The 13,221-nt window shown below is 41.8% G+C and carries 21 protein-coding genes; 16 read left to right on the top strand and 5 right to left on the bottom strand.

Going from position 1 to position 13,221, the window contains the following annotated elements; translation table 11 throughout:
* The 4 genes from ACLQ7T_RS15225 to ACLQ7T_RS15210 form a co-directional block, all read right to left on the bottom strand.
* The coding region (locus tag ACLQ7T_RS15225) for a putative integrase (protein ID WP_420480161.1) at positions 1–204 on the bottom strand (204 nt) is incomplete at its 3' end.
* Positions 205–292: 88 nt separating this feature from the next.
* Positions 293–856 (bottom strand): nuclease, encoded by a 564-nt coding sequence (locus ACLQ7T_RS15220; protein WP_318552143.1) that lies wholly within the window; start codon positions 854–856, stop codon positions 293–295.
* Positions 853–993 (bottom strand): hypothetical protein, encoded by a 141-nt coding sequence (locus tag ACLQ7T_RS15215; RefSeq protein WP_318552144.1) that lies wholly within the window; start codon positions 991–993, stop codon positions 853–855. Before ACLQ7T_RS15215 ends, ACLQ7T_RS15220 begins: the two co-directional genes overlap by 4 nt.
* The gene (locus ACLQ7T_RS15210) at positions 990–1,358 is read right to left on the bottom strand and encodes a hypothetical protein (protein ID WP_318552145.1); all 369 of its coding nucleotides are present in this window, start codon (positions 1,356–1,358) and stop codon (positions 990–992) included. The genes ACLQ7T_RS15215 and ACLQ7T_RS15210 overlap by 4 nt, the downstream gene beginning before the upstream one ends.
* A gap of 526 nt (positions 1,359–1,884) precedes the next feature.
* On the opposite strand from ACLQ7T_RS15210, the gene ACLQ7T_RS15205 reads away from it, so the two are divergent.
* The 16 genes from ACLQ7T_RS15205 (at position 1,885) to ACLQ7T_RS15135 (ending at position 12,181) form a co-directional block, all read left to right on the top strand.
* Entirely contained in the window at positions 1,885–2,091 is a 207-nt protein-coding gene (locus ACLQ7T_RS15205; protein WP_318552139.1) for a ribbon-helix-helix domain-containing protein, read from the top strand.
* Between the two features lie 599 nt (positions 2,092–2,690).
* Complete coding sequence (gene ccr1 / locus ACLQ7T_RS15200) at positions 2,691–2,867, top strand: aCcr1 family cell cycle regulator (RefSeq protein WP_318552137.1); 177 nt, start codon at positions 2,691–2,693, stop codon at positions 2,865–2,867.
* 224 nt (positions 2,868–3,091) lie between these two features.
* Positions 3,092–3,400 (top strand): DUF5658 family protein, encoded by a 309-nt coding sequence (locus ACLQ7T_RS16230; RefSeq protein WP_318552135.1) that lies wholly within the window; start codon positions 3,092–3,094, stop codon positions 3,398–3,400.
* A gap of 10 nt (positions 3,401–3,410) precedes the next feature.
* Positions 3,411–3,764 carry a C2H2-type zinc finger protein gene (locus ACLQ7T_RS15195; RefSeq protein WP_318552134.1) on the top strand — a complete coding sequence of 118 codons (354 nt, stop codon included), beginning with the start codon at positions 3,411–3,413 and terminating at the stop codon, positions 3,762–3,764.
* A 410-nt stretch (positions 3,765–4,174) separates the two neighbouring features.
* Positions 4,175–5,104: a hypothetical protein gene (locus tag ACLQ7T_RS15190; protein ID WP_409366426.1), complete on the top strand. Its 930-nt coding sequence runs from the start codon at positions 4,175–4,177 to the stop codon at positions 5,102–5,104.
* 366 nt (positions 5,105–5,470) lie between these two features.
* Complete coding sequence (locus tag ACLQ7T_RS15185; protein ID WP_420472446.1) at positions 5,471–7,909, top strand: hypothetical protein; 2,439 nt, start codon at positions 5,471–5,473, stop codon at positions 7,907–7,909.
* Positions 7,902–8,150 carry a hypothetical protein gene (locus tag ACLQ7T_RS15180; RefSeq protein ID WP_318552130.1) on the top strand — a complete coding sequence of 83 codons (249 nt, stop codon included), beginning with the start codon at positions 7,902–7,904 and terminating at the stop codon, positions 8,148–8,150. The genes ACLQ7T_RS15185 and ACLQ7T_RS15180 overlap by 8 nt, the downstream gene beginning before the upstream one ends.
* Complete coding sequence (locus ACLQ7T_RS15175) at positions 8,140–8,640, top strand: C166 family protein (protein WP_318552129.1); 501 nt, start codon at positions 8,140–8,142, stop codon at positions 8,638–8,640. The genes ACLQ7T_RS15180 and ACLQ7T_RS15175 overlap by 11 nt, the downstream gene beginning before the upstream one ends.
* Positions 8,637–8,969, top strand: coding sequence for a transcriptional regulator (locus ACLQ7T_RS15170; RefSeq protein ID WP_318552128.1), 333 nt, complete (start codon positions 8,637–8,639; stop codon positions 8,967–8,969). Before ACLQ7T_RS15175 ends, ACLQ7T_RS15170 begins: the two co-directional genes overlap by 4 nt.
* On the top strand, positions 8,941–9,189 hold the full coding sequence (locus tag ACLQ7T_RS15165; RefSeq protein WP_420472444.1) for a VP1/VP3 family protein: 249 nt from the start codon (positions 8,941–8,943) through the stop codon (positions 9,187–9,189). The genes ACLQ7T_RS15170 and ACLQ7T_RS15165 overlap by 29 nt, the downstream gene beginning before the upstream one ends.
* Before the next feature lie 12 nt (positions 9,190–9,201).
* A complete protein-coding gene (locus tag ACLQ7T_RS15160) occupies positions 9,202–9,474 on the top strand; it encodes a V1/V3 family capsid protein (protein WP_318552067.1) in 273 nt (90 codons plus the stop codon).
* Positions 9,475–9,521: 47 nt separating this feature from the next.
* Positions 9,522–9,770 (top strand): DUF5493 family protein, encoded by a 249-nt coding sequence (locus ACLQ7T_RS15155; protein ID WP_318552066.1) that lies wholly within the window; start codon positions 9,522–9,524, stop codon positions 9,768–9,770.
* 234 nt (positions 9,771–10,004) lie between these two features.
* Positions 10,005–10,784, top strand: coding sequence for a B277 family protein (locus tag ACLQ7T_RS15150; RefSeq protein ID WP_409366428.1), 780 nt, complete (start codon positions 10,005–10,007; stop codon positions 10,782–10,784).
* A 5-nt stretch (positions 10,785–10,789) separates the two neighbouring features.
* Positions 10,790–11,221, top strand: coding sequence for a hypothetical protein (locus tag ACLQ7T_RS15145; protein WP_318552064.1), 432 nt, complete (start codon positions 10,790–10,792; stop codon positions 11,219–11,221).
* A complete protein-coding gene (locus ACLQ7T_RS15140; RefSeq protein WP_318552063.1) occupies positions 11,202–11,930 on the top strand; it encodes a hypothetical protein in 729 nt (242 codons plus the stop codon). Before ACLQ7T_RS15145 ends, ACLQ7T_RS15140 begins: the two co-directional genes overlap by 20 nt.
* 5 nt (positions 11,931–11,935) lie before the next feature.
* On the top strand, positions 11,936–12,181 hold the full coding sequence (locus tag ACLQ7T_RS15135) for a hypothetical protein (RefSeq protein WP_318552062.1): 246 nt from the start codon (positions 11,936–11,938) through the stop codon (positions 12,179–12,181).
* A 66-nt stretch (positions 12,182–12,247) separates the two neighbouring features.
* On the opposite strand, the gene ACLQ7T_RS15130 is transcribed toward ACLQ7T_RS15135, so the two are convergent.
* Entirely contained in the window at positions 12,248–13,069 is an 822-nt protein-coding gene (locus ACLQ7T_RS15130) for an integrase (protein ID WP_318552061.1), read from the bottom strand.
* Positions 13,070–13,221 lie beyond the last annotated feature (152 nt).

Here is a 13,221-nt window from a genome sequence, read left to right as displayed (position 1 = left end):
CCCGGGTTCAAATCCCGGCGGTCGCACTGTGGGGGATACCCCCACACCCCCGCTGCTAAGGTAAAAGTCGAGTATCTTAGCTAAAGGACCCACGTAACGATAGATTACCTTCCTTCCTTCACCCTTCTCTATGGAGTAAACATAATACTGTCCCTTATTCTCTCTTATCAAGAATTTGTCCGTACGTAAAATTTGTTTGGTCATGCAAGGATAATTTTAATGAAGACTTATAAGAAGTGGACAATGTCCAATTGTGTGTGGAATTGAAAAAGAGACTCAAAAATTCCTCATCTTATATGAAAATACTGAGCCAATCTTGAAATTTCTTAGGTTTCCACCAGTATTTCCATGGAATGAGTACGTATTCATTCTCGCCCTTTGCGAACTCCTTAGTGCTCCTTGCCTTCCCTTTCTTGAGTAAGAGGGATAGGAACCTTATCGGAATGAACCTTATTTCGCCCTCCTCATCATTTACTGAAGCAATTACGGCTCTGTTATTGTATTTCTCTTCCAAAACTAAGCCGACAGCGTACTTAACCCCAAGTACCGCGATAACACTACCGTTTAATCCTAACTCTTCCTTAGCCCTCTGATAGCTTTCTCTCTTTGTGAATTCAGTCCCTGTTACGTCTATATACATCCTAAACTTAGGAATATAGAAATCGTATTTCCTTCTTGGATCCCCTTCCCAAGTTTCTGGGACCTCCTTATCACTCAATACGCCAATTCCATTTAACTCAATTTCGTTTTCATCTAATTTGAGTATAAGAGAAAGCCACTTCCTTACTATATCCTCTCTAATGTTTGACAAAACCCATTTGTCCTTGTATTTCTCTTTAAGGTCGCTAGCGGTCATTCTTCATCATCACAATAACCTTCTATTATATCATCAATTGTACAGCCCTCGTTATCTGGTTCATGCCAGCACTCCTCGTAGTCCATATCATAACATGGGTCTTCTTCCTCTTCTTCCCAGTCTTCCTCAAACATCATTTTGCAGTTGCCCCTTTGGTGTTTACGTATGCTCTTCTTGCTGCTAGTTGTTGGTCCTCCTCTGGAGTCAAGGGCCTTGAGTTCAGTATCCTTGCTATTTCTTGGTCTTCTTCGACCTTTTGGTCTTGGACTTCTTCAGTGTCTTCTGCAGCTTTAGTTTCAGTTCCGCCAACCCATCGGAAGGTTCTTTTTGATTTTTCGCATTCACCGCTCCTTTCACATAAGAGTTCTAGAATGTGAGCTATGTTATACGCAGTTGATGGAGCTACCTCAAACTGAAAGATGATATCGTCTACAGTTATCTCTTTCCTTGATCTGAGGATTTCATACATTATTTTTGCTTTTTCGAATGTGCTTTGTCTCATTCTTTTCCACCTCTATTCTACTTCTATTCTTATCGGTATAAAAGTCTTTATACCTCTATTCTACTTCTATTCTGAACAACCATTTTATATTGACATGAATAGAAGCAGAATACATGCCTAAAACAGCTAAGAAAACAAATTGGGTTGGTTGTAAGCTACCAGAGGAACTCATAATACAGATTGATCAGATCATTCAATCAGGAAAAGGTGGCTATTATTCACGTCAAGAATTCATTATAGACGCTGTTAGAAGACGCATTGAAGAGCTTCTAAAATGATTATTTTCTATTTCTATTCACACACATACACACACAGAGAGAAACAAGAGAATAAACAACTGGACCGGTAAAAGTATGATTATACAAACTACATCTATTCTCGTGCATAACGAGAACTATGTATTTACTCCCCCCCCCCCACTAGTGAATTTCCCGGATTGTGTGTATGTGTGTGTGAATAAAAATAGAGAATAGAAAAAGAAAATGGCTTAGGAAGTTCATTAATCTCGATAAGAGATAGATAGAGTATGCCAAGAAAATCCATTAAAAAGGAATATGTGACTGTTTCAATTCCAGTTGAATTAGCAAAGCAAATCGATCAGTTAATAGAATCAGGTAAGGGGGGATATGTAAGTAGGCAGGAATTTGTTGCGGATGCAATTCGCCGTAGAATCGAAGAACTCCTAAAGTATGAGTGCAGAGAGACTTTACCTCAATCAGAGGTAAAAAAATGATTAGTCTTTATCAGTAGAGTTGGTTTATCGTTTCCAATACCGCTATCTTTCTTATCCTTTCCTTTAGCTCTTGTATTACTTGCTTACAATCTCTCTTTTCGCATTCTTCTTCGATATATTCGAATAGACTTAGGAGCTCAGCTTTTTGGCACGCCATAGTTGGTAGTTTCCGCAATAAATAGAGGCAGAATAACGAAACTTAGGAATTCAACCGCAGCTGCAGGGAGTTCCGGGATTGGCATAGAAGAATAGAAGTAGAATAGAAGTGTAAAGACTTTTATACTAATAAGAATAGAGGTAGAATAGAGGTGGAAAAATGGGGCAAACTCAAACCCTAAAGGAAAAGGAGTTCTCGTTCAGAATAAGGATCGAAGAAAGCGACGACTCCTTCATTATTTTCGTTTCTAGGGATTCCACGGAATCGAGATATGTGGTGAGGAAGTCGTGGATCGCCTACAGCAATACCCTAGAACTGATCAAGGACCTTAAGAAACTGATAGAAGTCAGAAGAATAGTGGAGCAAAAGGAACCCATCGACCTCGAGATATTGAAATCAATAGCGATACTCCTAGCCAAGGTGGTCCGATAGGTGATGCGAAATGAAGGTCATCACATTCAAAGTAGACGAGGACCTCCTCATTATGCTGGAAGCATACTCAATGAACCACCGTCTCAATCGGAGCGAAGCCATAAGGAAGGCCATAGAAAAGATGGTCAAGGATGAGATAAGCAAAGAGAAGGTACCAAAGGCAAGGGTTGAGGCGGTGAAGCTGTGAAGACAAGGACACTAAGGATATTCTGGGGACTCCCAATCCCGAAAAAGTTAGCTCCGATACTCGTTCAGATACTACCGGTAATCGATAAGGTGCAATATGCCGATACTGAAGGTGCAATCTTCCAGACCATACCGCTCAATGACGACCAAGTCCAATGGATACAGGACCTAGGAAAGGAGGGAAAGAAGGCAGGAATCGAAATCTGGTTCGAAGAGGGTTAAGTTATGATCGATATCCTAGCAATGATAGGAATGAATGCCAATGACGTATTTACTACAACGTTAGGAATGAAGCTAGGAGCTCAAGAAGTTAATTTGATAGCGAGAATTTTCATGAAAATGGGAGTAGTAAAGGGACTCATATTACTAAAGGCTTCATTCCTTACCGCCTTACTATTGTTTACCTCCCTATTTCCCGCTAACTATCAGCACATGTTCTATTATCTGGACTTCATAGTAGAATCTCTTGTTACATGTTGGAACACGTATGTAATTTTTTCATACAAGGTGAATCAGGTGCCATTTGGCACCTAGGTGAAGGAGGATGAGCAAATCCAATCACAAATCTATTACCATTCACGTTGACAGTGATGAACTAACTATTTACCATTCTTTGAGCGACGAACAGAAGCGCATTTTGAGGCTTGTGCTTAAATCGATGATAAGAAATCCTGAGTTACTCAGTTCGGCCAACTATTACGTGAAGCTTGCTCTGAAATCGGTTTCAGAGTATATATGCCCACTCTGCTTCATTCCGTTTTCCAGTAGGAAGGCGCTCATCCTTCACGTAAGATATACATCACACGAACCCGTATGTCCAATCTGTGCGAAAAAGTTTAACAAGGTAGATGCAGCGTTAGACCATATTTGTAAAAAACATAATATCTGCGTGAGTTAGGTGAGCCCCATGGACAGGCTTAGACTGATGTGGCTCATCATAGTCGTCGGAAACATTGTAGATGTGGTCATATCATGGTTTGGTTGGCCCATTGAACTTCAGAATACCGATATATTTACTTTCGATCTTAATGTTGTTTTTAACATGTACATCAATTATCTATTTGATTACGGTGGGAATAGCATATCCTTCTTTCAATTGTTGATCCTTCTTGTCTCTCTTAAAATCCTACTAATAGTCATGATATACTGGTTTACTAGATTAGCGGACAAGTTAAGGGTAAGCCATATGAAATGGGTTATGTTACTCCCATTCGTGTTGATAACATTAGGTGTAGATGTTTATGATGTCTTGTCCCTGACCAGCCTCGTTTTGGGCTCTTTATAAAATCTCTTAGTTTCCCCCCTTCAATGAAGTACAAATACCTGTTAGGAATACTCCTTCTAACCTCTTTCTTAATACTAGTTCCAACTACCAACGCCGTTACAGCATCGCAGATAGGGGCAAACCAAATTGTGTTGCAGGCAGATTCGCATAACTGGGCCGGGGTAATATACTCTGACTATTGGTCCGGGATAGGTAGTGGTTATAATCCAATAATAGAAGCATCCGAAACAATACATCTTAACTTAAGCATTAGTTATATACAGAATAATCTAAATCAACCGGATGATATAGGAATTTGGGTAGGGTTAAGCCCCTATTCCGTAACATATACCGGGAGCTCTAATTATAATAACACATTCCTACAAGCCGGTTACAATATCTTTGCGACTTCGAGTGCTGTGGGCATAGAATGGTTTATACAAGGATACAATGATGGTAAATTCATCTATTCCGATTACTATACTAATAATGTACCAACATATAATGGTGAATATCCCTCCGTTGTAGATGTGTTCTTGCAGAACCTAGGTAATGGCACTGCCGTGGCAACATTTTTCGCTCACTATCCAAATGGTCAGAACTGGCAAAATGAGGTCTACGTACCATGGAACTTTTCAAATAAAAACGCGCTATCAGCTTACAGTATTGTGGAATCGCCAGGAGGAAGCAACTTCTATTACGAGATACCGGGATTATATGGCGGCATGATCCAATTCGGGTTTGTATACCAAACCACAAATATATTTCACCAAATAAATCAATATGAAGGACCCGGCAGCGGCTCCGAATCCGGCACAGATATACAGGCAGTAACATTAACGCTTGTCCCATATAGTGGCGACAACAATCAGATGTACGTATCGCTTGAGAATGCATGGCCTAATAATGGTGAATACGACTATTCCTATTACTTCTATCTGCTACCATCCGGCCCATCATACACCGCACTATAAGGAATAACTTTTTTCCTTTTCTTTTTCTATTCTCTTGATGACTATATCTAACACGAGTAATTATAACATCACGAAAGTACCATTCAATTACACAAACATTAATGCAACAGTAGGAACTATAGGTTATAATATGTATACCCCTCCACCACAACCCCTATGGGTTCAAGTGATCCACACGATTATTTTCTTCCTACCAGAAATAACTCTGGCATTGGCTATACTGAGTTTGATATTTACTTTCCGTAAATCATCAAAGGTGAAGGCAATAACAAGGTATTTCCCTAAGTTCAGGGGCAAGTCAAAGGGCTCTTTATAAATTTCCCCTTTTTCCCCTTCTCAATGAGAAGGGAGTTATCATTACTAATCTTGTTTCTCTTAATCCTTCCACTCATACCTATCTTCCCCACGGCAGAGGCTGCAACTAGCCCTTCACCACTCAATATAAATAATTGGCAAACAACGACCGTAACTGAGAGTCCACAAACCGTATCAGTTAACTTAGCTCTGTTTCAAATTCCTTATTCAATTTCCAGTTCTACTTGTCCACTTGGTTATCCCTATTACCTTTATGGAACCGGAATAGAAATGCTGCCTTGTGCGGAATACACCAATGACAATATTTCATTCGGAGTTGGCAGCTATTCTTTACCAAACATAAATGTAGTAGTTTCAAGGAGTTATATCACATCATATGGTGGGCTCATAGCTGTTGGCTTCGGAACGAATATTCCCTCGAATTTACCCATCATTCAAAATAACAAGCCCGCGAAAATGCCTTCATGGGTAGAAGGGGTCGTGGTAGCATATGGTTACGGGTATCTCATACTCTACATTAATTCAGTAAATGTCACACATTGGTATGTTGGGAATCCCGGTTCCAGTTTCACTATTGGATTTAATGTAGTTGGAAATAGCGGCAGTTACACGATTTACGTATATTGGAACAATGGAACGTTGTACACTTACACATATACCTTCAGTGGAACGATACACTATAACGGATTGGCGTACGTGATAGCTGCAGCGAATGCGGGGCCAGGCTATGGGTATTCGGAGCAAATCATCAACGGAATCGTAGCCCTACAAAAACCAGCTATCACATTCCCGTATCCCCTTTCTCTTTATGTTGGGTACGCGAACCTCATTCCGTTACAAGTCAGCCTTCTCGGGATCAATCTCAATACAGTGACATCGCTCTCTGCCTCTATTTCCACTAACATATCAGTGGGATATAACGCATATGTGAATGGCTCACATGTTCCATTCATCAACGTGATCTATGCCAATGGACAAGCACAAGGAACCCTTTCCATGAGCTTCAGCGTATCGTGTCCCACAGGGGTGTCCTTCACAAACAGCTTCTCTTTCACCACAACGGTATACATATATCAAACTCCTCTGTTCCTGTATGGCTACTCAGTCCCTTCTGGTGCGGTCCTTCCCCTAGGGTATAATCTCGAATACCTCTCAATCGTCATCCCCACGGGTGCGCCCACATACACTCAGACAGGGACGAAGTATAATTGGTATGGAATCGTGATAGATTCAGTGACTACATCACTCATTATTTACTGGAATAATCAAGAAGTCTATCAAAATTCTAGTGCTGGGAACGTAACATTCAGGTACACATTCCCTCAACCGGGAACATACTTCGTTAGGGCGGATTACTATTACACCTATAACGGTGCGGAATACTTTGCCCAAGCGATATCTTTCGTAGAATATGTGATATCAAGACCATCGAATTACACGATTCTGGTTAACGGGCCATCTACTGCAGTTCCGTTGGGCTCCGCACAAAAGTTCGTCGTTAGAGTCGCTGAATCGACCACTTCAGCATCATTACCTCCAACAAATTACACATCTTCACCGATACTATTCGCTTCACCAGAATATGGAGCTGTCACCTTAGCTTACAAAGGAACAGTATCTAATCCGTCTAAGGTAGCTTTAGAATTCTTGTTCAGTAATGGAGTATATTACTTCTGGATGAACGGAACCCTTGGATCCGCATCTACGTATCTGCATTTCAACATCAATATCACGAAGGGTGTCACAATGTATATCCAAAATGTCAGCAATTCAATGGTTATCGGCGTGAATGAGGAACCAATCTATTCCAACCTTATCAGTAATTACTGGAATCTGACATATTATTTAGGAGTGCACTACTCGCAGCTAGAGGGTATCGCGATATACGTAGTGCCGGGAAACTGGGCATCCATGAGTATAAACGAAACTGGCTTTTACTACATAACTTCAGGAGCGCCGAATCAGAATATAGTCGTCACAACCGGACCGACCCTGAATAACCTAAACCAGCTAACAAGCGCATATACTAACGCTTCTGGCTACGCTGTTTTCGTTATTCCAATCAATTACTATCCCCAGACCATAGTGAACTTCTATTGGTATGGCGTTCAAAATAAATATGTAGTAGTGAATGTACAAAACGCAACCACAACTTCCACTCCACCAAATACTTCTACATCAACAATGTCATATAACTATAGTAAACCGTTCAATAACACAATTTCACCAAACAGCTCACTCTACAACTTCAACAACTATCAGCCATGGGCATTTATCATAGGCATAATCGTTGTTGCGGTTGTGGTTTTGCTAGGTTGGAAATTTGGCGGTGTTGGTGGTGCTAGTGGTGGTACCGTAATGGGGCTTATTGTCTCTGCATACATGGGATTAATCCCATGGTGGATCTTCTATATCGTGATCTTCGGAATCGCGCTATACCTAGCAAAGATAATCAGCGACAAATTCATGGGAGGTGATATCGGTGACTGATGCAATTTCACTAGCGTTATCAACTGGCTTAGGCCCGGTCATAGGAATTATTATAATAATGACAATGATGGGACTGACCTACAAAATGGCGGGAAAGATCCCCGCGATCATAGTTTCGATTCTATCGACATTGTTGATGATGTATATGGATTTCCTTCCACTATTCTGGGGGATAGCCATAGTGTTTGGGGCCTTAGCAGGATTATTCGTATTTGGGGAGGGGGTGGTGAATGGGGACTAAACTCGTGATCTGGACACTGTTATTCGATATCATGTTAGCACTGATGGTAGGCGCATACAGCGGAATGAGCGCTCCATCAATACCAATACAGCCAACCGAGCTGCAAGCACAACAACTAGTCGATATCACATGGGCGGTGGGATGGGGGCAACTCACTCTCATTCCTCCAGTTACCTTACTTCCTCAATTCAGCATCGCAGGATCAACTATAGGACCTGTTGTATTCCCGGGAATGACTATCCCGGCAGTTACCTTGTTCTCGGTAAGCTTCGAATGGCTATGGCCAATAGTGTACGTATTTCTATGGGTGATCTGGGTGTTCACAACTATCGCAGATGTTATCGGCTATATCCTCTCGGTGTTTACGAGCAGCGTATCATTGCTAGCAAGCGTTCCGGTCATAGGACCATTCCTAGACGCCATCATATTGATACTGAATTTCGTACTGATCTGGGAAATCATTAAGATGATAGCGGGCGTAAGAATATGAAAGAGAAGAGATATTACAACGCAAATCAGATTAGGGCGGAACAAACCAGAAAGAAGATATTGGACCTACTGGCAGAGAATTACGTCTTATCCGCCTCACTCATATCTCATACATTATTAGTATCATATGCGACGGTCCTCCGCCACCTTAGGGTCCTCTCGGACAGAGGATATATCGAACTTAGCAAAGAAGGAAGGGAGTTGAGGGCAAGAATTAAGCAGAATGTGAAAGAAATTCAGATTCTGAATTCACAAAGTAGGCCGTTTATAAACATGCAAAAGGAACCCCTTCTGACCAAAAATGAAAATACCAAAAATAAGACGGGCTGAAAGTACAAATATAGGCGTATTGATCGGGCTATTCATCTTCATACTCGTCGGAGTAGTGCTGCTACCGGTAATAACCACCGAGGTATCGAATCTCACTGGTGGGTCAACTCCACAGGTCACTGGCACTGATGCGACAGTGCTCAACCTAGTGCCATTATTCTACATCCTAGTGCTCTTGATAGTCCCCGCAGTTGTTGCCTATAAGATCTACAAAGACTGAGCGGTGAGCTAAATGGAAACAGACATAAAGACAGTAATGGGGCTTTTTTTATTCATCGTGATCGGAATGGTCCTACTAGGGCCAATTATGACATACATAAGCAACGTGACCACACCGACTATCCAGAAGACTCTTTCGAACGGAACAGTGGTAACGCAGGCAAATCCAAGCTATGTAGGCCAAACTGGCGCAACTCTAGTATCATTGGTGCCATTATTCTACATCTTAGTCCTCTTGATAGTCCCCGCAGTTATGGGGTATAAGCTATTCAAAGATAGGGAATAGCCTACAACCTGTAGCCCTTTATAAGATCTCTTTTTTCCCCTTCTTTGATGAGTGCGTTAGGGGATGTAATCTTCACATTAGGAATACTGATTCCTGCAGCTGCCATCATTGCTAGGAATTATCTTCTAAACTTGATAGGAATGATCATGGGGACGGTAGCATTTCTTGTCTTCGTCCAGAACATGACAGATATCACGTTTTCAGCCAGCGACTTCTACTTGGCCTTTCTGCCCATCGGCTTTGCCCTGTTCAATTTCGCACTCTTCATGAATTGGGTAAAGGAGGAAAGAATATGATGGATAAACGTGCTATATCGTCTAGAAAGAGAATAATATTAGTTAAGAACGTCATACATGTACATAGCCAAATATCGGTATGGCAGCGACAGAAGGCAGAGACAAAGGCTGCGAAATATATAGGGAATCCATATGTGCGGGGGATAGTCTCACTAGCTCGTAAGCAGTCATGGAAGCGTACTCTTTCTGACATGATATCACGTTTAGAACGGATCGTGAAGGAGGTGATGAAGGATGTATGGGGATCGGAAACAGATTAAGCAGATAGAGGAAGCCCTAAGGAACGCTAAGGACCTTAAGGAATTGAGGGATATATACGAGCAAGTTCCGCAGGATCTGAGGACAGACAAACATATCTATACCGCGTTCCAGAAGAGAGAATTCGAATTAAAATATCAACAGTTCAAACAACTAAAGGAGGAGCTTTCCCAGAAGAAGAAGAAAGTCAAGAAGGAAAAGCTAGACATTAACATAAAGATACAGAAGAAGTGGATCAATTCCCGTATCTTTACTGCGGAGCATTACGTCGCCATGTATCAGGTGAATCGTGATGGAATCAAACTCATGCTGCTGAGGAAGGTGAAGCTGGTGGAAAATCAGGGCTATCTGATGCTAGAGAATCGAAAGATCCGGAAAGCATGGGTAGTTTCTGCAGAGCCAATCCTCTTCGAGAAGGCTAAGTTCCCCTTCGGCAAGAAGTTCGTGGCGGTACATTTCGTGCTCCCGGATTTCCCGTACACTCTCGACATCGACCTAGATGAGAATATCAGGAAGCTGATAGTCAAGAGTATCAATACGCCCCAAATTCTGCATTCAATGATAAGGACTAGGTTCTTCGAAGCGTTAGCCCGGATCGGCAGTGGACCGGATTACACTATGCTGATCATTGGTGCTATCATGGGAATAGGAATCGGAGCAGCGGTGGGATTCGGTATCGCGAATGCGAACCTATCGCATTTGTTAGGGCATTTCACGAATACGACATTGACTCATTCGAACGTGACTGCGAGGTGAGTTGAATGCCGAGGAAAAAGGAAAATGGGAAAGAAGCTGAGGAGCAGCTAATACAACAATTGCAGAACATGAAAGATTCGTTAGATGAAGAAATGCAAGAGATAGAGAATCCATATACCGTGACCAACCGGGGACTCACGGAATTAGTCCGACCCCGCGATACCATGCTATACCTCAGTTCAGGTCAGATAACTACTATCCTAGGCGCATACTTCTTCGCTGATCTTCCTAAACTGGTAGGGGAGGAAGAAGTACCAGAACTTAAGGAGTTTGCGACTAAGCTCAAATATTATCTGGTAAGTAAGGGCGGAAGAGGTAGGCGTGATATACTCAGACTATTCAGAGTAAGCTCTGGCCAAGTAAGGGAAAATGTAAACAAGAGCATGTTCAAGCAACTTTTACAAGGTGGGAAGGACAGTGACGTCGAAGAAGATTGAGAAGTCCGATCTGTTGTGGTTGGCGCAGAAAATCGTCAATGCATATGAGAGCTACGGCTTCATATCAGCTGTTATCTTTGGAAGACAAGGAAGTGGGAAAACTACTTACGCTTTCAAAGTAGCTAGGGACGTTTACGCGTATTTGAATCAATATGAGACTAAGGATGAGGCATGGGCGGATGTAGAGAGGTCATATTTCTTTGAACTGCCAGAGGCGTTAGATAGGATAGAAGTAGCGATTACTACCGGAGGAAGGATCCCCGTTCTTATCCTTGATGACGCCAGTATTTGGTTGTCAAAATATGAGTGGTATGAGGACTACATGAAAGTCTTTTATAAGTTGTACGCCCTTGCAAGATTAAGAATCACGGCAATACTCTTCACGACGCCGAGCCCGGAGGATATCGCCTTTTTCCTCCGAGAGAAAGGATGGTATCAAATACGTGTTGGTTGGCATCTGAAAAAGCAAAGGATTGCTGAAGCTAGACTGTATAGCAAAGAATTTGCAAGGAATAGTAAAGGTGAATTGGCTACGAAAGTTGTAGCCAAAGCCATAGATAGGTTTAAGGTTGACCTACCCGATGATTTTTATAAGAGATATATCGAAAAACGTAGACAAACTGAAGAGAAATTATTACAAGAATTGAAAGAGATCCTTTCAAGTAGGAGGCAAAAAGAAGAAGAAGTAACAATTGGAAACGGGGGTTAGGTCAATTGACTGATTATTATGAAAAGATCTTAGAAAAAGTAAAAGCAGAGAGGCCAGAGGACATACCTAGGATTGTGGAAATCCTTTCAAATCTTGATGAGGATACTCTGAGAACAATCTATTGCTTCATGTATGAGGAGGACTGCCCTCTGTTAGATAAACTAAAGACAAATCTACACAAGAGGAAGTTCAGGAAATTGAATGCACGGAAAATAAGCGATAATGAGATTGAGGTTGAACTCCCAAGTTGATAACTGGTGATAACGTGTTGCTAACAGCATGTTAACCTCTGTTAACTAATGTTAACATTGAGTCAATTATACAGTTGTATACAGAACTTTCAGATACTCAACATATTTTTTGTAGGACTCTTTCGCTAAGGCCAGTAAGTTTAGATAATGTCTCGATAGGACTGAGCGGGGAGTTCTTCCCTGTATGAAGTCTATTATTTCGGTTTCCATATGTAATTCCGCCATCTTAGTTGCAACAAATTTGCGGACATATTTCGCTGGAACAATATCATACCTTTCCGCGAAATCAGTAACTTCATACCTATCTCTGATGTCAATTTTCTGAAGTGGAGTAACATGAAACACGTAAAAGCTCTTCTTTGTCCCTCTACTCCAATTTAATACATAAAGGAAGAACTCATTATTTCTGGCGTCATTTTGAGGGTCGAATTCTCTCAATACTTTTATCGCCTCCGAGAGCCTTATACCGGACTCTAACAGCAAGCGATATAGCAATTCTAACTTTGTTCCCTTCACTTTCATCAAACTCTGTCTTATTTCCGTTTCCGTAGGCACATACAAATTGATGCCATCTTTCTTAGGTATCTTTAGCTTTTCGGCACTTTCATCTAAGCCTTTCCATCTATAGTATTTCTTCCATGCCTTCACCGAGTTTTTGATATTCATTTTGATTGGCTTCCTTAGATAATTTACATATGTTTTACAAGTCTCTTCGGATATCAGTTTTTTGCAGTACTCATAGAATCCAATTAGCTCTATTTCTGATGGATTTTTTTCAGTGCTGTTGTCCGCCGTGGGTTTGCTGTTCATCTGGACAACTCCATTCAATTTATCATGAGATAATGTAGGGGTAGAAGGGGTTAATAACACCCCCTTCTGGCCTCCCAAGCCAGAGATCCCGGGTTCAAATCCCGGCGGTCGCACTGGGGGGGGGGGCGACAACCCCCCACCCCCCAAAGCAAAACGAGAAACGTCTGCTCACGGAGACACCCAGAAACAAATGCGCGTCCTTTCCCTCCCCCCCCCTCCCTACGGCGAAC

Source organism: Brevundimonas sediminis, assembly GCF_048799765.1.
Classification (GTDB): Bacteria; Pseudomonadota; Alphaproteobacteria; order Caulobacterales; family Caulobacteraceae; genus Brevundimonas.
This window is presented reverse-complemented; position numbering and strand designations above follow the sequence as displayed.